This is a genomic window from Streptomyces sp. enrichment culture (genome assembly GCF_964273145.1).
Classification (GTDB): Bacteria; Actinomycetota; Actinomycetes; order Streptomycetales; family Streptomycetaceae; genus Streptomyces.
The window spans coordinates 3,409,785-3,424,957 of the sequence record NZ_OZ186873.1; the positions used below are offsets into that span (position 1 = coordinate 3,409,785).

16 protein-coding genes are annotated in these 15,173 nt (G+C 75.7%); 12 read left to right on the plus strand and 4 right to left on the minus strand.

The genetic code is table 11. The annotated features are described in order from the left end of the window. Positions 1-57 precede the first annotated feature (57 nt). The 7 genes from ACSU6Z_RS15365 (at position 58) to kynU (ending at position 6,293) form a co-directional block, all read left to right on the plus strand. Positions 58-948: an SRPBCC domain-containing protein gene (locus ACSU6Z_RS15365; RefSeq protein WP_437046134.1), complete on the plus strand. Its 891-nt coding sequence runs from the start codon at positions 58-60 to the stop codon at positions 946-948. A 32-nt stretch (positions 949-980) separates the two neighbouring features. After that, entirely contained in the window at positions 981-1,772 is a 792-nt protein-coding gene (locus ACSU6Z_RS15370; RefSeq protein ID WP_437046135.1) for an aldose 1-epimerase, read from the plus strand. A gap of 10 nt (positions 1,773-1,782) precedes the next feature. Further along, positions 1,783-2,331: an orotate phosphoribosyltransferase gene (pyrE, locus tag ACSU6Z_RS15375; protein ID WP_437046137.1), complete on the plus strand. Its 549-nt coding sequence runs from the start codon at positions 1,783-1,785 to the stop codon at positions 2,329-2,331. Between the two features lie 135 nt (positions 2,332-2,466). Then, on the plus strand, positions 2,467-3,498 hold the full coding sequence (gene fbaA / locus ACSU6Z_RS15380; protein WP_437046139.1) for a class II fructose-bisphosphate aldolase: 1,032 nt from the start codon (positions 2,467-2,469) through the stop codon (positions 3,496-3,498). A gap of 85 nt (positions 3,499-3,583) precedes the next feature. Further along, on the plus strand, positions 3,584-3,997 hold the full coding sequence (locus ACSU6Z_RS15385; protein WP_437046140.1) for a DUF3151 domain-containing protein: 414 nt from the start codon (positions 3,584-3,586) through the stop codon (positions 3,995-3,997). A 183-nt stretch (positions 3,998-4,180) separates the two neighbouring features. Next, on the plus strand, positions 4,181-5,047 hold the full coding sequence (locus ACSU6Z_RS15390; RefSeq protein WP_437046141.1) for a tryptophan 2,3-dioxygenase family protein: 867 nt from the start codon (positions 4,181-4,183) through the stop codon (positions 5,045-5,047). Beyond that, on the plus strand, positions 5,040-6,293 hold the full coding sequence (kynU, locus tag ACSU6Z_RS15395) for a kynureninase (RefSeq protein WP_437046143.1): 1,254 nt from the start codon (positions 5,040-5,042) through the stop codon (positions 6,291-6,293). The genes ACSU6Z_RS15390 and kynU overlap by 8 nt, the downstream gene beginning before the upstream one ends. A 118-nt stretch (positions 6,294-6,411) precedes the next feature. On the opposite strand, the gene ACSU6Z_RS15400 is transcribed toward kynU, so the two are convergent. After that, positions 6,412-7,056, minus strand: coding sequence for a TetR/AcrR family transcriptional regulator (locus ACSU6Z_RS15400; RefSeq protein WP_437046145.1), 645 nt, complete (start codon positions 7,054-7,056; stop codon positions 6,412-6,414). 208 nt (positions 7,057-7,264) lie between these two features. Between ACSU6Z_RS15400 and ACSU6Z_RS15405 the strand changes: the two genes are divergently transcribed. The 4 genes from ACSU6Z_RS15405 to ACSU6Z_RS15420 all read left to right on the plus strand — a co-directional run bounded on the left by ACSU6Z_RS15405 (position 7,265) and on the right by ACSU6Z_RS15420 (position 11,720). Further along, positions 7,265-8,179: an alpha/beta hydrolase gene (locus ACSU6Z_RS15405; protein ID WP_437046147.1), complete on the plus strand. Its 915-nt coding sequence runs from the start codon at positions 7,265-7,267 to the stop codon at positions 8,177-8,179. A gap of 282 nt (positions 8,180-8,461) precedes the next feature. Then, positions 8,462-9,802 carry a sensor histidine kinase gene (locus tag ACSU6Z_RS15410; protein ID WP_437050328.1) on the plus strand — a complete coding sequence of 447 codons (1,341 nt, stop codon included), beginning with the start codon at positions 8,462-8,464 and terminating at the stop codon, positions 9,800-9,802. Further along, positions 9,799-10,473 carry a response regulator gene (locus ACSU6Z_RS15415; protein ID WP_437046148.1) on the plus strand — a complete coding sequence of 225 codons (675 nt, stop codon included), beginning with the start codon at positions 9,799-9,801 and terminating at the stop codon, positions 10,471-10,473. Before ACSU6Z_RS15410 ends, ACSU6Z_RS15415 begins: the two co-directional genes overlap by 4 nt. A 44-nt stretch (positions 10,474-10,517) precedes the next feature. Next, entirely contained in the window at positions 10,518-11,720 is a 1,203-nt protein-coding gene (locus ACSU6Z_RS15420) for a cytochrome P450 (RefSeq protein WP_437046149.1), read from the plus strand. Here the strand turns inward: ACSU6Z_RS15420 and ACSU6Z_RS15425 are convergent. The 3 genes from ACSU6Z_RS15425 to ACSU6Z_RS15435 are packed head-to-tail and all read right to left on the minus strand — an operon-like array spanning position 11,703 to position 14,494. Further along, entirely contained in the window at positions 11,703-11,960 is a 258-nt protein-coding gene (locus tag ACSU6Z_RS15425; protein WP_437046151.1) for a hypothetical protein, read from the minus strand. The two genes, ACSU6Z_RS15420 and ACSU6Z_RS15425, sit on opposite strands and share 18 nt — an antisense overlap. A gap of 36 nt (positions 11,961-11,996) precedes the next feature. Beyond that, positions 11,997-13,601, minus strand: a complete 1,605-nt coding sequence (locus ACSU6Z_RS15430; RefSeq protein WP_437046153.1) for an ABC transporter permease — start codon at positions 13,599-13,601, stop codon at positions 11,997-11,999. Continuing rightward, the gene (locus ACSU6Z_RS15435; RefSeq protein WP_437046155.1) at positions 13,598-14,494 is read right to left on the minus strand and encodes an ABC transporter ATP-binding protein; all 897 of its coding nucleotides are present in this window, start codon (positions 14,492-14,494) and stop codon (positions 13,598-13,600) included. The genes ACSU6Z_RS15430 and ACSU6Z_RS15435 overlap by 4 nt, the downstream gene beginning before the upstream one ends. 104 nt (positions 14,495-14,598) lie before the next feature. On the opposite strand from ACSU6Z_RS15435, the gene ACSU6Z_RS15440 reads away from it, so the two are divergent. Next, the gene (locus ACSU6Z_RS15440) at positions 14,599-15,111 is read left to right on the plus strand and encodes a GbsR/MarR family transcriptional regulator (protein ID WP_437046157.1); all 513 of its coding nucleotides are present in this window, start codon (positions 14,599-14,601) and stop codon (positions 15,109-15,111) included. Positions 15,112-15,173 lie beyond the last annotated feature (62 nt).

The window sequence follows — 15,173 nt, forward strand, 5'->3', positions numbered from 1 at the left end:
GGCGACTTCGCGCCGACGGGGGGTGCGTCCGGCGCGGGCTGGGTAGGCTCCGTCGACATGGAGCATGAGGTGTTCGTTCCGGTTCCGGCGGAGCGTCTCGGGGAGGTGCTGGCCGACCCCGGGCGGGTCGCCCGCGCGGTTCCCGGCCTCCAGCAGGACGCCGACGCCGAGTCCGTCACCGGACGGCTGAGGGTGCGCGTCGGCGGCCACACCATCACCTACCGCGGCACGGTGCGCCTGACCCGGCGGGACGAGGGCACCTACGCCGTCGAGGGCGACGCCACCGAGGCGCGCGGCACCGGCACGGTCCGGCTCGCGCTGACGCTGCGCGTGACGGACGGCGACGGCGGCTCCACCCTCGCCTTCACCGGGACGGCCACGGCGGACGGACGCGTCACGGACCTGCCGGCGGAGGCGGTCGCCTCGGCGGTCACCCGGCTGCTGAACCGTTTCGCGGAGAACCTGGGCCACGCCGCGCGGCAGCTCCCCGGGGCCGTCGGCTCCCCGGCCACCGAGGACCCCGGACCGGCGGCCGACGGCGACTTCGACGCGGCCCCGGACGCGGACGACGCGGCCCCGGACACCCCGCCCGCCCCCGACACCGGGATCCCCCAGGCACCTCCGGCCCCTCCGGCCCCTTCGTCGTCCCTCGACCCCACCACCGCCGACGAGGGCGTCGACGCCTCGGACGCCGCCGAGGACCTCGCGGGCCCGGCCGGACCGCCCGCCGAGGCCGCGCACGCCCGCCGCACGATGATCGGGCGCAGCGCCGAGGAGGTGGACCACGCCCCGCCGCGCGGCCGGTACGCCCCCGTGCCCGCCCCCCGGACGACCGTGCGGTCCCCCTCCCTGCGCTGGGCGGCCCCGGCGGCGGCGCTGGTGCTGGCGTCGGCGGTCGTGGTGGGCCGCGCCCTGCGCAGAGGCCGCTGGGCGCGGCGCACCGGATGAGGCGGCGCCGATCATCCCAGTAGGGTCGTGGCGTGAGCCACGAACCCATCACGCTGACCGCGGGCGACGCGGAGGCGACCGTGCTGCCGGGCAACGGCGGCCGGATCGGAGGACTGCGCGTCGGCGGCACGGAACTGCTCCGCCAGGGCGACCGCTACGGCTGCTTCCCGATGGTCCCCTGGTGCGGCCGGATCCGCGAGGGCCGCTTCCGCGACGGGGCCGCCGTCCACCAGATGCCGCTGAACTCCCCGCCGCACGCCATCCACGGCACCGCCCGCGACGCCGCCTGGCGCACCGCCCGCGCCTCGGCGGACGAGGCCGTCCTCGTCTGCGACCTGACCGACCCCTGGCCCTACCCCGGCCGCGTCACCCAGGTGGTCGCGCTCGCCGAGGACGGCCTGACGCTGACGATGGCGGTCGAGACGTACGAGTCGTCGTTCCCCGCGCAGATCGGCTGGCACCCCTGGTTCAACCGCACGCTCGACGGCGGCGAGGGCGTGGCGATCGGTTTCGAGCCCGCCTGGCAGGAGGAGCGCGGCGACGACCACCTGCCCACCGGCCGGCGCGTCGACCCGAGGCCCGGCCCCTGGGACGACTGCTTCGGCATGCCCGGCGGCGTCGACGTCACCCTCACCTGGCCCGGACGGCTGGAGCTGAAGGTGACCAGCCCCGAGGAGTGGGTGGTGGTCTACGACGAGCAGGAGGCCGCCGTGTGCGTGGAACCGCAGACCGGCCCGCCCAATGGGCTGAACACCGCACCGCGCCTGGTCACGCCGCTCCAGCCCCTGGAGGCCACGACGACCTGGAGCTGGCGGCGGCTCTAAGCTGACCGGTATGACGGACGTACGCGGCGCGCTGCTGCAGCAGATCAAGGACAAGGCCGTGGTGCACGGCAGGGTGACCCTCTCCTCGGGGCTGGAGGCCGACTACTACGTCGACCTGCGCCGCATCACCCTCGACGGCGAGGCCGCCCCGCTGGTCGGCCAGGTGCTGCTGGACCTGACCGAGGACCTGGAGTTCGACGCGGTGGGCGGCCTCACCATGGGCGCCGACCCCGTCGCCGCCGCGATGCTGCACGCCGCCGCCGCCCGCGGGCGCAGGCTGGACGCGTTCGTCGTCCGCAAGGCCGCCAAGGCCCACGGCCTCCAGCGCCGCGTCGAGGGCCCCGACATCGCCGGCCGCCGCGTCCTGGTCGTCGAGGACACCTCCACCACCGGCGGCTCCCCGCTGACCGCCGTCGAGGCGGTGCGCGAGGCCGGCGCCGAGGTGGTGGCCGTCGCCACGATCGTCGACCGGGCGACCGGCGCCGCCGAGAAGATCCGGGAGGGCGCGGGCGTCCCCTACCTGTACGCCTACTCCAAGGACGAGCTGGGCCTGGACTGAGGTCCCCGCCGAGGTCCACTCGGAGTATCCCGGTTCGTCTGGAAAGATGGGGCCGACGATGACGTCGCCCCAAGGTCTAGGTCAGGGCCGTAAGCACGCACGACACAGCCCACCCGCACATACAAGGAGCGGACAATGCCCATCGCAACTCCCGAGGTCTACAACGAGATGCTGGACCGGGCGAAGGCAGGCAAGTTCGCCTACCCGGCCATCAACGTGACCTCCTCCCAGACCCTGCACGCGGCGCTGCGCGGTTTCGCGGAGGCGGAGAGCGACGGCATCGTCCAGATCTCCACCGGCGGTGCCGAGTTCCTGGGCGGCCAGCACAACAAGGACATGGTGACCGGCGCGGTCGCCCTGGCCGAGTTCGCGCACATCGTCGCCGAGAAGTACGACGTCAACATCGCCCTGCACACGGACCACTGCCCCAAGGACAAGCTGGACGGCTACGTCCGCCCGCTGCTGGCGGTCTCCGAGGAGCGCGTCAAGGCCGGCCGCAACCCGCTGTTCCAGTCGCACATGTGGGACGGCTCCGCCGAGACCCTCGCCGACAACCTGGCCATCGCGCGGGAGCTGCTGCCCCGCGCCGCCGCCGCCAAGATCATCCTTGAGGTCGAGATCACCCCGACCGGCGGCGAGGAGGACGGCGTCTCCCACGAGATCAACGACTCCCTGTACACCACCGTCGAGGACGCCATCCGCACCGCCGAGGCCCTGGGCCTGGGCGAGCAGGGCCGCTACCTGCTGGCCGCCTCCTTCGGCAACGTCCACGGCGTGTACAAGCCGGGCAACGTCGTGCTCCGCCCCGAGCTGCTGAAGCAGCTCAACGACGGCGTCGCCGCCAAGTTCGGCCGCCCGGCCGACAGCAAGCCGTTCGACTTCGTCTTCCACGGCGGCTCCGGCTCCACGGTGGAGGAGATCCGCACCGCGCTGGAGAACGGCGTGGTCAAGATGAACATCGACACCGACACCCAGTACGCCTTCACGCGTCCGGTCGTCGACCACATGTTCAAGAACTACGACGGCGTCCTGAAGGTCGACGGCGAGGTCGGCGCGAAGAAGACCTACGACCCGCGCACCTGGGGCAAGCTCGCCGAGGCCGGCATGGCCCAGCGCGTCGTCGAGGCCTGCCAGAGCCTGCGCTCGGCCGGCACGAAGATCAAGTAACGGCTTCCGCCGTACGCGTCGCGGCGCCCGGCCGTCCCGTGGGTGGGACGGCCGGGCGCTTCGCGTGGTGGGGATACTGGTCCCCATGGCCATTCACGAGAACCTCCTCGGGGGACCGCCCCCGACCCACCTCCCCGACGACCCCGAGCCGCGCGAGCTGCTGGCGAAGGGCACGGCACCCGCCGACGTCGCCGCCAAGCACCCCGCCTCCTCCCTCGCGTGGGCCCGGCTGGCCGACGACGCCTTCGAGCGGGGCAGCGTCGTGGAGTCGTACGCCTACGCCCGCACCGGCTACCACCGGGGCCTGGACGCGCTGCGCCGGAGCGGCTGGAAGGGGCACGGCCCGGTGCCCTGGGAGCACGAGCCGAACCGCGGCTTCCTGCGCGCCCTGCACGCCCTCGCCCGCGCCGCGCGGGAGATCGGCGAGGAGGAGGAGTACGAGCGCTGCTCCCAGTTCCTGCGGGACTCGTCGCAGACGGCGGCCGAGGTCCTCGGCTGACCTGCGCCCGGCCCGCCTCCGGCCCGCGCCGGACGGTGCCGGCGCGCCGTGGGCCCGCCCGTGGACGGGCGGGCCTTGCGGTCTCCCGGGATGATTGCGGAGGATGCCTGGTGGGGACCGGGGCCCCCGTGCCGGTAACGGCAGGGGCGGACCGCTACCCGGAGTGCACAGCAGGAGACAGCGATGTCCCAACAGGCTCACGACGTCCCTCAGGACCCGAAGAACCCTGAGGCCCACGAGCCCGAGACCCCGCATCTCGATTTCGAAGGCACGACGCCGTACGAGGACTACGTCAAGGCGGACGTGCTCACCCACCTCCAGCACCCCCTCTCCGACGATCCCGGGGAGATGGTCTTCCTGGTCACGACCCAGGTCATGGAGCTGTGGTTCACCGTCGTCGTCCACGAGTGGGAGACGGCCGCACGCGCGCTCAGGGCGGACGACGTGCGGACGGCGACCGACGCGCTGAAGCGTTCGGTGCGGGAACTGGAGGCGCTGAACGCCTCCTGGAAGCCGCTCGGCCAGCTCACGCCGGCCCAGTTCAACTCCTACCGGGGCGCCCTCGGGGAGGGCTCCGGCTTCCAGTCCGCGATGTACCGCCGCCTGGAGTTCCTGCTCGGCGAGAAGTCCGCGTCCATGCTGGTCCCGCACCGCGCCGCGCCGCGCGTCCACGCCGAGCTGGAGAAGGCGCTGCACGAGCCGAGCCTGTACGACGAGGTCGTGCGGCTGCTGGCGCGGCGCGGGTACGACATCCCCGACGCCGTGCTCGGCCGTGACGTCACCCGGCCCTACGAGGCGTCGCCCGAGGTGGAGGCGGCCTGGACGGCCGTGTACGCGGGCGACCAGAACGGCGAGCTGGCCCGGCTCGGCGAGGCGCTGACGGACGTCGCCGAGCTGGTGTGGCGCTGGCGCAACGACCACCTGGTCGCCACCCGCCGCGCGATGGGCGCCAAGACCGGCACGGGCGGCTCGGCCGGGGTGGCCTGGCTGGAGAAGCGTGCCCGCAAGAACGTGTTCTCCGAGCTGTGGACGGCGCGATCGTATGTCTGAACTGATGAGTGAGGCGCGGGAGCTGGACGCCGCCGACGAGCTGGGCGCGCTGCGCGGCCGGTTCGTCCTGGACACCGCCCCCGGTTCCGGTCACGCGGCCGACGGCGCGGGCGTCTACCTGGACGGCAACTCGCTGGGCGCGCTGCCCGCGCACGTCCCCGGACGCGTCGAGGACGTCGTCCGGCGGCAGTGGGGCGAGCTGCGGATCCGGTCCTGGGAGGAGAGCGGCTGGTGGACCGCGCCCGAGCGGATCGGCGACCGGATCGCCCCGCTCCTCGGGGCGGCGCCCGGGCAGGTCGTGGTGGGCGACTCCACCAGCGTCAACGTGTTCAAGGCGGTCGTCGCGGCGGTGCGGATGGCCGGTCAGGGGCGGGACGAGATCCTCGTCGACGCGTCCACCTTCCCCACGGACGGGTACATCGCCGGGTCCGCGGCCCGGATGACGGGCTGCACGCTGCGGCCGGTGGCGCCGGCCGAGGTCCCGGCGGCGCTCGGCGAGCGCACCGCCGCCGTGCTGCTCAACCACGTCGACTACCGCACCGGCCGGCTGCACGACCTGCCCGGGCTCACGGCCGCCGTGCACGCGGCGGGGGCGTACGCGGTGTGGGACCTGTGCCACAGCGCGGGCGCGCTGCCGGTCGGCCTGGACGAGCACGGCGTGGACCTGGCCGTCGGCTGCACCTACAAGTACCTCAACGGCGGCCCCGGTTCGCCCGCCTACCTGTACGTGCGCCGCGAGCTCCAGCCGCGCTTCGACTCGCCGCTGCCCGGCTGGAACTCGCACGCCGAGCCGTTCGGGATGACGTCCGAGTACGCCCCGGCCGCCGGTGCGGCGCGCGGGCGCGTCGGCACGCCGGACATCCTCTCCATGCTCGCCCTGGAGGCGGCGCTGGAGGTGTGGGACGGGGTGTCGATCGAGGCGGTGCGGGCCAAGTCGCTGGCGCTGACGGACTTCTTCCTGCGCTGCGTGGCGCGGTACGTGCCGGACGGGCGCGTGGAGTCCCTGACACCGGTGGCGCACGCCGAGCGCGGCAGCCAGGTCGCGCTGCGCTGCCCCCCCGCTTCCGGCTCCGCTGGAGCGGGAGGGGCCACCGGCGCCGGCGAGGTCATGAAGCGGCTGATCGCGCGGGGCGTGGTCGGCGACTTCCGCGCCCCGGACGTGCTGCGCTTCGGTTTCACGCCGCTGTACCTCGGTTTCGCGGACGTGGAGCGGGCGGCGCGGGTGCTGGGGGAGGTGCTCGAGTAGGGCCGCCGCTCCCCGGCGCCGGGGCCCGCCGGGCCCGCCGGGCCGCCTGGGCTTGCCGGGGCGGCCTGGGCCCGCTGGGCCCGCCCGGGTCCGCCGGCGCCGCCGAGGTCGCCCGGGTTCACCGGGGAGGGGAGCCGGAAGGGTCCGGTGGCGGGGCGTCCCCGCTGGTGTACGCCCCGGCCGCCGCGGCGGCGAACGCGGCGCGGGCCGCGCGGTCCGCGGCGGCCGGGTCCGGGGCCTCGCCGGTGGTCAGCAGGGTGTAGTACAGCGGGGCGGACACCGCGCGGACCACCGCCGCCGCGTCCGTGCCCGCGGGCAGCTCCCCGCGGGCCACGCCCCCCTCGACGCAGGGCGCCCACTCGGCGACCCGCGCCTCGTGGAACCGCCGCAGCGCCCGTGCCGTCCGGTCGTCGCACGCGGCGGCGGCGACGACCGCGCGGGACAGGGCGCCCTGACGGGGGTCGGCGAGGGTCCGCCGGACCAGGTCCGCGCCGGCCCTCAGGTCGCCGAGCACGGAGCCGGTCCCGGTGCGGGACAGCGGCTGCTCGGCCATGTCGGCGAGGAGGTCGGCCACCAGGGCGGGCACCGAGCCCCAGCGCCGGTACACGGTCGTCTTGCCCACCTCGGCGCGCCGCGCGACGTCGGCCAGGTCGAGCCGGTCGAAGCCCTGCTCGGCCAGCGCGTCCCCGGCCGCGCGCAGCACGGCGGCACGGACACGGGCGGTGCGCCCTCCGGGACGTACGGTGCCGGGTTCGGCGGGCATCTCGGCCTCCTCCACGCGGGTCGGGGCACTCTCGCGGGCACCATCGCGAGTACCCCGTCGGCGTGGTGAAACGGGGGAACCGCTCAACCCTCACCCTGCGTGACAACCCCGTGTCCGCGCACGTCACCGGCCTGATACCGTCCCGCCAACGGCCGAATCCTCACCCTCCTGGTCCGCCAACGCCGTTTCGTCCCCGAGAGGTTGAAGCATGCCGGACGCCGCAGCACCGGAGAACGCCGCCACCCCCGCCGCCGGCACGCCGTCGGCCCGCGCCGCCGCGGAGGAGGAATCGGCCTTCTCGCACCCGGCGGCCGCCCCCGACGCCACCGCCGCCTACGGCGACCACCCCGACCAGGTGATCGACTTCTACGCCCCGCGCTCCACGGCGGGCCCCGGCGGCCCGGCCCCCGTGGTGGCGATCCTGCACGGCGGCGCCTGGCGGGCACCGTACGACCGCCGCCACGTCAGCCCGCTCGCCGCCTTCCTGGCCCGCCGGGGCTTCGCCGTGGCGAACGTGGAGTACCGGCGGGGAGCGGCGGACGCGGGCGGGGACGGCCGGGTCGCGGGGCGCTGGCCCGACACCTTCGACGACGTGGCCGCCGCGCTCGACGCGCTGCCCGGACTCGTCCGCCGGTGCCTGCCGCAGGCCGACGCGCGCCGCGTCGTGCTCACCGGCCACTCGGCGGGCGGCCACCTCGCCCTGTGGGCGGTGGCCCGGCACGTCCTGCCCGCCGACGCCCCCTGGCGCACCGACGGGCCGCCGCCCCTGCGGGGAGTGGTCGCCCTCGCCCCGATCGCCGATCTCGCGGTCGCCGACGAGCTGGGGGTGTGCGGCGGGGCGGTGCGCGAACTCCTCGGCGACGGGGAGGAGTTCGCCCGGCGCCGGCCGTACGCCGACCCGGCGCTGCTGCTGCCCACCGGCATCGCGACGACCCTGGTCCAGGGCCGTACGGACGTCGACGTGCCGCAGGCGGTCGCCGAGGCGTACGCGGAGGCGGCGGCCGGGGCGGGCGAGGTGGTGGGCGTGACGCTCCTGGAGGACGTCGGCCACTTCCCGCTCATCGACCCGGCGGCGGACGCGTGCGCGGTGGTGGCGGAGGAGATCGCCCAGCTGGCGTGGTGAGGGAGCCGCCCGCCCGGTCCCCCGCCTCGGGACGGCCGCCCGGTCCCCGCTCCCCGTGGGGCCGCCCGCCGGGTCATCGCACAGGCGGTCCGGCCGTACCCGCCGCGTCCCGGAGCCACGCCGCACACGGGCTCCGCGGCGGTGGCGCGGACGACGGTTCGCGATCCGCGCACCGGACGCCCCGGGGACCGGGTAGTACTTGAGACGGACCCCGCGGAACCCGCCTCGGTGCTGACGACCGCGCCGCCGCGGCCGCCTACCGTTGCCGACGTGACCGAGACGATGACGCAGAAGCAACCGGTGCCGCCGGGCGGCGAGTTCGGCGGGTACCAGCCGCGCAGCCCCGAGCTCCGGGCCGCCGCCGAAGCCCTGCGGGGCCTGCGCGAGGAGCTGTTCCACGACGCCTTCGCCTACCGCCCGCTGCCCCCCGCGGCCGCCGACGGGCCGTCGGCCCGCCTGCTCCCCGGCCGGCTGCGGACCGGCGCGGCGTACGCCCCGCACGCGGTGGTGGGGCTGGCCGCCCTGGTGGCCTTCTGGGCCGGGGTGGCGGCCGGTGACACCTTCCAGGACCTGTTCGCCCTGGTGCGCGGGCTGCTGTGCGCGGCACCGGTGCTGGCGACGCTGGTCCGCCCGGTCGGCGCGTTCTGGCTGTCCATGGCGTCCGCCCCGGTCGTGGCGTTCCTCGGCGGCCATGCGGCGGGTGGCTGGGGCAGCTTCGTCTGCCACTTCGCGGTCCTGGTCGTCGTGGCCCTGCGCACCCGGCCGCGCACGGCCGCCTGGATGTGGCTCGTGACGGCCGCCTACTCCCTCGCCGTGACGGTCGTCCTCGACCGGTCGGCCTACGGCCCCAGCACCGCCCCCATGCTGGTCCTCTCCGCGTTCGCCCTGCTGCTCGTCACCGTCCGGCACGTCCGCCGCGCCGCCCGCCAGGAGGTGACCGCCGAACGCACGGTCACCGCGCACGAGCGGTCCCGCCGCACCCTGCTGGAGGAGCGCACCACCATCGCCCGGGAGCTGCACGACGTGGTCGCCCACCACATGTCGGTGGTCGCCATCCAGGCCGAGGCGGCCCCCTACCGGGTCGAGAACCCGCCGCCGGAGCTGGAGCGGGCCTTCGCCACCATCCGCGAGAACGCGGTCGCGGCCCTCACCGAACTGCGCCGCGTCCTCGGCGTGGTCCGCGCCGAGGACTACCAGGCCCCCGACGCCCCGCAGCCCACCCTCGCCGACCTGGACACCCTCCTCGCCAACGTCCGCGACGCGGGCCTGACCGCGGACAAGGTGGTCACCGGCGCGGTGCGCGGCCTGCCGCCCGGCGTGGAGCTGTCGGCCTACCGGATCGTGCAGGAGGCCCTGAGCAACACCCTGCGGCACGCGCCCGGCGCGGGCGCCCGCGTGGAGGTCTCGTACGTCCTGGGCGGCCTGGGCCTGCGCGTCGTCAACGGCCCCGCGCCGCGGCCGTCCCTGGTCAAGCCCTCGCCCGGGGCCGGGCACGGCATCACCGGCATGCGGGAGCGGGTGTCCATGCTGGACGGCGAGATGACGGCGGGCCCGACGGACGACGGAGGCTACGAGGTGACGGTGTTCCTGCCGGTCGCCCCCGCGGGCGACGGTGCCGCGTGACCGCCCGCCCCGTCCGCGTGCTGATCGCGGACGACCAGGTGATGGTGCGCGAGGGCTTCTCGGTCCTGCTGAACGCGATGCCGGACATCGAGGTCGCCGGCGAGGCGGTCAACGGCCGCGAGGCGGTGGCCAAGGTCCGCGAGCTCGCCCCGGACGTCGTCCTGATGGACATCCGCATGCCCGAGCTGAACGGCATCGAGGCGACCCGTGAGATCGCCGCCGCCGACGGCGCGGCCAAGGTCCTGGTCCTGACCACCTTCGACCTCGACGAGTACGTGTACCAGGCGCTGCGCGCGGGCGCCTCCGGCTTCCTCCTGAAGGACGCCTCGGCCCGCCAGCTCGCCGACGCGGTCCGCGTGGTGGCCTCCGGCGAGGCCCTCCTCGCCCCGTCGGTCACCCGACGCCTGATCACCGAGTTCTCGCGGCTGGCCGACACCCCGCGCCTGCCGGGCCCCGTCCAGGCGGCCTACGGCGACCTGACCGAACGTGAGACGGAGGTGCTGGTCCTCATCGCCCAGGGCCTGTCCAACGCGGAGATCGCCGGGCGCCTGGTGGTCGCCGAGTCGACCGTCAAGACCCACGTCAGCCGCATCCTGGTCAAGCTGGGGCTGCGGGACCGGACGCAGGCGGCGGTCTTCGCGTACGAGGCGCGGCTGGTGACGCCCGGCTGACCGGCCCCTGGCCGGGTCCGGGGCCGCCCGGCTACCGTCCGCCCATGGCAGCCTTCGACCCGTGGGACCCCGCGTTCGTCGCCGACCCGTACCCCGCCTACGCCGAGCTGCGGGCGCGCGGCCGGGTGATCCGCCACGAGCCGACGGGCCAGTGGCTCGTCCCGCACCACGCCGACGTCTCGGCGCTGCTGCGGGACCGCCGCCTGGGCCGCGCGTACCTGCACCGCTTCAGCCACGAGGACTTCGGCCGCACCCCGCCCCCGCCGGAGCACGAGCCCTTCCACACCCTCGACGGCCACGGGCTGCTCGACCTGGAGCCGCCGGACCACACCCGCGTCCGGCGCCTGGTGGCGAAGGCGTTCACCCCGCGCACGGTGGAGCGGCTCGTGCCGTACGTGCGTACGCTCGCCGACGAGCTGGTGTCCGGCCTGGCCGCGGCGGGCGGCGGCGACCTGCTGACGGACGTGGCGGAGCCGCTGCCGGTGGCGGTGATCGCCGAGATGCTGGGCGTCCCCGAGTCCGACCGGGTCCTGCTGCGGCCCTGGTCGGCGGCGATCTGCGGGATGTACGAGCCGAACCCGCCGCCGGAGGCGGCGCGCAGGGCGGTGAGCGCGTCGGTGGAGTTCTCGGACTACCTGCGCGGGCTGATCGCCGCCCGCCGCGAGGCGCCCGGCGACGACCTGGTCTCCGCCCTGATCGCCGCCCACGACGAGGACGACCGCCTCACCGAGCAGGAGATGGTCTCCACCTGCGCCCTGCTGCTGAACGCGGGCCACGAGGCCACCGTGAACGCCACGGTCAACGGCTGGTGGGCCCTGTTCCGCGACCCGGGGCAGCTGGCGGCCCTGCGCGCCGACCCCACCCTCGTCCCGGCCGCCGTCGAGGAGCTGCTGCGCTACGACACCCCGCTCCAGCTCTTCGCACGCTGGGTGCTGGACGACATCGAGATCGACGGCACGGTGATCCCGCGCGGCGCGGAGCTCGCCCTCCTCTTCGGCTCCGCCAACCACGACCCGGCGGTCTTCACCGACCCCGGCCGCCTGGACCTGGCCCGCCGCGCCAACCCCCACATCTCCTTCGGCGCCGGCGTCCACTACTGCGTCGGCGCCCCGCTGGCCCGCATCGAGCTGGCGGCGTCGATGCGGGCCCTGCTGGCGAAGGCCCCGGCGATGACCCCGGTGCGGGAGCCGGAGCGCAAGCCGGGCTTCGTGATCCGGGGGCTGGCGGGGCTACCGGTGTCGCTCTGAGCGCCGCCCGCGGCTCAGCAGGTACGCGACCAGCCCCCAGGCGAGGGCGGGCAGGACGGCACCGGCGACGATGACGAGGGGGAGTTCGGTCCACAGGACGCCGTAGTCGCTGCCCTCGCCCTCGAAGCCGCCGCCGAGGTGCCGCCGCGTGCGGCCGGAGCTCCCCCACCACAGCGCCGCCGCCGTGGCGCCGGCCGCCGACAGCAGGCATCCGCCGCAGGCCGTCGTGTCCCCCGTCACGACCGGGAGGACGCTCCCGCGCCGGTGGCGGTTGCGTCACGACGTCACGTCCCGGCGCCGCAGCCCGGCCAGTCCCGCCGCCGTCAGCGCCGCCGCCAGCCCGGTCAGCACCAGCACCGGCCCCCACGCGACCTCCCCGCCCGGCAGCTTCGGCAGGTGCCCGAAGGGCGACACGTCCAGCACCGCCCGCGGCACGTCCAGCGCGGGCCCGATCCAGCCGATCAGCAGCACCGCGCCCGCCACCCCCCACGCCACGGGCGCCGACCGGGGGGCGAGCCCGTACAGCAGGACGGCGAGCGCGCCGACCACCCACACCGCCGGGACCTGAGCCAGGCACGCCCCCAGGAGCGGCCCGGGGTCCCGGCCGTGACCGAGGGCGAAGCCGAGCCCGGCGAGCAGCAGGATCAGCACCGCCCCGCCGAACGCGGCCGCCAGGTGCCCGGCGGCCCAGCGCAGCCGTCCCACGGCCCCCGCCAGCACCGGCTCCGCCCGCCCGGACGCCTCCTCGCCGTGCAGCCGCAGGACCGACGCCACGACGTACAGGGCCGCGACCAGCCCGAACATCCCCACCATCGCCGACACGAACGCGTCCGTCAGCCCGGCCCGCCCGCCCATCCGGGCGATGATCTCCCGGGTCCGCTCGTTGTCCCCGGCCAGTTCGGCAGCCCCCTCGGCCATCGAGCCGAAGACGACTCCGGCGAGGAGGAACCCGGCGCCCCAGCCGAGCAGGCCGCCCCGCTGCAGCCGCCACGCCAGCGCGGCCGCCGTGCCCAGCCGCCCGTCGGCCGGTCCCGGCCGGGCCGGCAGGAGGCCCGTGCCGACGTCCCGCCGCCCGGCCAGCGCGTACGCCACCGCGCCCTGCGCCACCGCCGCCCCGGCGAACAGCAGCAGCACCCACCACCGCTCGTGGGCGAACGCCCGCAGGTTCTCCAGCCAGCCCAGCGGCGACAGCCACGTCAGGAACGACGCCCCGCCGCCGGCCGCGTCGCCCGCCGCGCGCAGCACGAACGCCGCGCCCAGCACCGCCGCCGTCAGGCCCCGCGCCGCCCGCGCGCTCCCGGTCAGCTGGGCGACGACCGCCGCCGTCGTGGCGAGGACCATCCCGGTGCCCGCGATGCCCAGACCGAGGGCCGACGCGCCCGCCAGGCCCCGTCCGGCCAGTCCGGCCGTCACCAGCAGCGCCAGCGTGCCGCACGCGGCGCCCGCCGCCAGCAGCGCCGCCGTCAGCGGCGCCCGGCGGCCGACCGTCCCGGACGCCACCAGTTCCTGCCGCCCGCTCTCCTCCTCGTCCCGGGTGTGCCGTACGACGACCAGCAGCGCCATGACGGACGCGAGCACACCGGCGTACACACCGGCCCGCCACGCCGTCAGCGCGCCGATCGAGTCGCCGAAGACCGGGCCGACCATCGCGCGCAGGGAGGAGTTGGTCTCCATCTGGCGGAGCAGACCGGCGCGCTCGGCCGGGGTGGCGTACAGGCTCTCCAGCGTGCCCGGCATGGAGAGCACCATGACCGCGGTCACCGCGATCCACACCGGGATCAGCACCCGGTCGCGGCGCAGCGCGAACCGCAGCAGGATGCCGGTGCCGGCCAGGGGGCGGGAACCGCCGGGGCGCACCGCGGGGGCCGTGCCGGCCGTCATCGGGCCGCCCCCCGGTCCTGGTAGTGCCGCAGGAACAGCTCTTCCAGCGTCGGCGGTGTCGACGTCAGCGACCGCACGCCCGTCTCGCTCAGGGACCTGAGCACCGCGTCGAGCTTGTCGCCGTCGACCTGGCAGCGGACCCGCCGCCCCCGTACGTCGAGGTCGTGCACGCCGGGCAGGTGTGCCAGCCCGTCGGGCGGGCCCGCGAGGTCGGCGGTGACGCTGGTGCGGGTCAGGTGCCGCAGATCGGCGAGCGAGCCGGTCTCGACCGTCCGCCCCTGGCGGACGATGCTCACCCGGTCGCACAGCTCCTCCACCTCGGCGAGGATGTGGGAGGACAGCAGCACCGTCCGGCCGCGGTCGCGCGCCTCGGCCACGCAGCGCCGGAAGACCCCCTCCATCAGCGGGTCCAGGCCGCTGGTCGGCTCGTCCAGGATCAGCAGGTCCGCGTCCGAGGCGAACGCGGCGACCAGGGCGACCTTCTGCCGGTTGCCCTTGGAGTACGTCCGGCACTTCTTCGTCGGGTCGAGCTCGAAGCGGTCGATCAGTTCCGCGCGCCGCCCGCGGTCGAGCCCGCCGCGCAGACGGCCGTACAGGTCGATGACCTCGCCGCCGGAGAGGTTGCGCCACAGCGCCACGTCACCGGGTACGTACGCGATCCGGCGGTGCACTTCGACCGCGTCCCTCCACGGGTCGCGGTCCAGTACCCGCGCGGTGCCGGAGTCGGCGCGCGACAGGCCGAGCAGGACGCGGATGGTGGTGGACTTGCCGGCGCCGTTGGGGCCGAGGAAGCCGTGGACCTCGCCGGAGCCGACCTCCAGGTCCAGGCCGTCGAGCGCGCGGGTCCGTCCGAAGGACTTGTGCAGTCCGGAGACGGTGATGGCCTTCGTCATGCTTCGGAACGTACGCTTCTTTCAGAAATTTGTGAAGAGAGTAAACTCTCTGAATCGAGGGCTAGACTGGCGGGCGGTGGCCGAGCAGGGGAGACGATCGGGGCATGGCGGACGCGAAGGCGGCGGGACGGAGCGGCGGCGGGCGGGACCCGGAGGCGGTCTCGCGGTTCGTGGAGCACTTCGCGGCGCAACTCGTCGAGGCCGGTCTGCCGCGCATGCCCGCCCGCGTCTTCGCGGCGCTGCTCGCCTCCGACACCGGCACGCTCACCTCCGCCGACCTGGGCGAGCAGTTGAAGGTCTCGCCGGCCGCGGTCTCCGGGGCGGTGCGCTACCTGGCGCAGGTGCACATGGTCTCCCGGGAGCGGGAGCCCGGCTCGCGCCGGGAGCGCTACCGGGTCCACGCCGACCAGTGGTACGAGGCCCTCACCAACCGCGAGGCCGTCCTCAAGCGGTGGGAGGACGCCCTGCGCGAGGGGGTCGCCGGCCTCGGCGCCGACAGTCCGGCGGGCCGCCGCCTGGCGGAGACGCTCGCCTTCTTCGAGTTCCTCCAGGTCGAGGTCGCGGCGATGATGGACCGCTGGCGCACCCACCGCGAGAAGCTCTTCGGCGGGGACTGACCGCCGACGGGGCGCGACCGGCGCCGGACGGCCGACGGCGGACGACCGCCCCGCCCGGCCTC

Excerpts from the sequence above, each read along its gene's own strand:
- ACSU6Z_RS15365 (WP_437046134.1), top strand. The coding sequence starts at position 58 with ATGGAGCATGAGGTGTTCGTTCCGGTTCCGGCGGAGCGTCTCGGGGAG.
- pyrE (WP_437046137.1), top strand. The coding sequence starts at position 1,783 with ATGACGGACGTACGCGGCGCGCTGCTGCAGCAGATCAAGGACAAGGCC.
- fbaA (WP_437046139.1), top strand. The coding sequence starts at position 2,467 with ATGCCCATCGCAACTCCCGAGGTCTACAACGAGATGCTGGACCGGGCG.
- ACSU6Z_RS15385 (WP_437046140.1), top strand. The coding sequence starts at position 3,584 with ATGGCCATTCACGAGAACCTCCTCGGGGGACCGCCCCCGACCCACCTC.
- ACSU6Z_RS15390 (WP_437046141.1), top strand. The coding sequence starts at position 4,181 with ATGTCCCAACAGGCTCACGACGTCCCTCAGGACCCGAAGAACCCTGAG.
- kynU (WP_437046143.1), top strand. The coding sequence starts at position 5,040 with ATGTCTGAACTGATGAGTGAGGCGCGGGAGCTGGACGCCGCCGACGAG.
- ACSU6Z_RS15400 (WP_437046145.1), bottom strand. The coding sequence starts at position 7,056 with ATGCCCGCCGAACCCGGCACCGTACGTCCCGGAGGGCGCACCGCCCGT.
- ACSU6Z_RS15405 (WP_437046147.1), top strand. The coding sequence starts at position 7,265 with ATGCCGGACGCCGCAGCACCGGAGAACGCCGCCACCCCCGCCGCCGGC.
- ACSU6Z_RS15410 (WP_437050328.1), top strand. The coding sequence starts at position 8,462 with ATGACGCAGAAGCAACCGGTGCCGCCGGGCGGCGAGTTCGGCGGGTAC.
- ACSU6Z_RS15420 (WP_437046149.1), top strand. The coding sequence starts at position 10,518 with ATGGCAGCCTTCGACCCGTGGGACCCCGCGTTCGTCGCCGACCCGTAC.
- ACSU6Z_RS15430 (WP_437046153.1), bottom strand. The coding sequence starts at position 13,601 with ATGACGGCCGGCACGGCCCCCGCGGTGCGCCCCGGCGGTTCCCGCCCC.
- ACSU6Z_RS15435 (WP_437046155.1), bottom strand. The coding sequence starts at position 14,494 with ATGACGAAGGCCATCACCGTCTCCGGACTGCACAAGTCCTTCGGACGG.
- ACSU6Z_RS15440 (WP_437046157.1), top strand. The coding sequence starts at position 14,599 with ATGGCGGACGCGAAGGCGGCGGGACGGAGCGGCGGCGGGCGGGACCCG.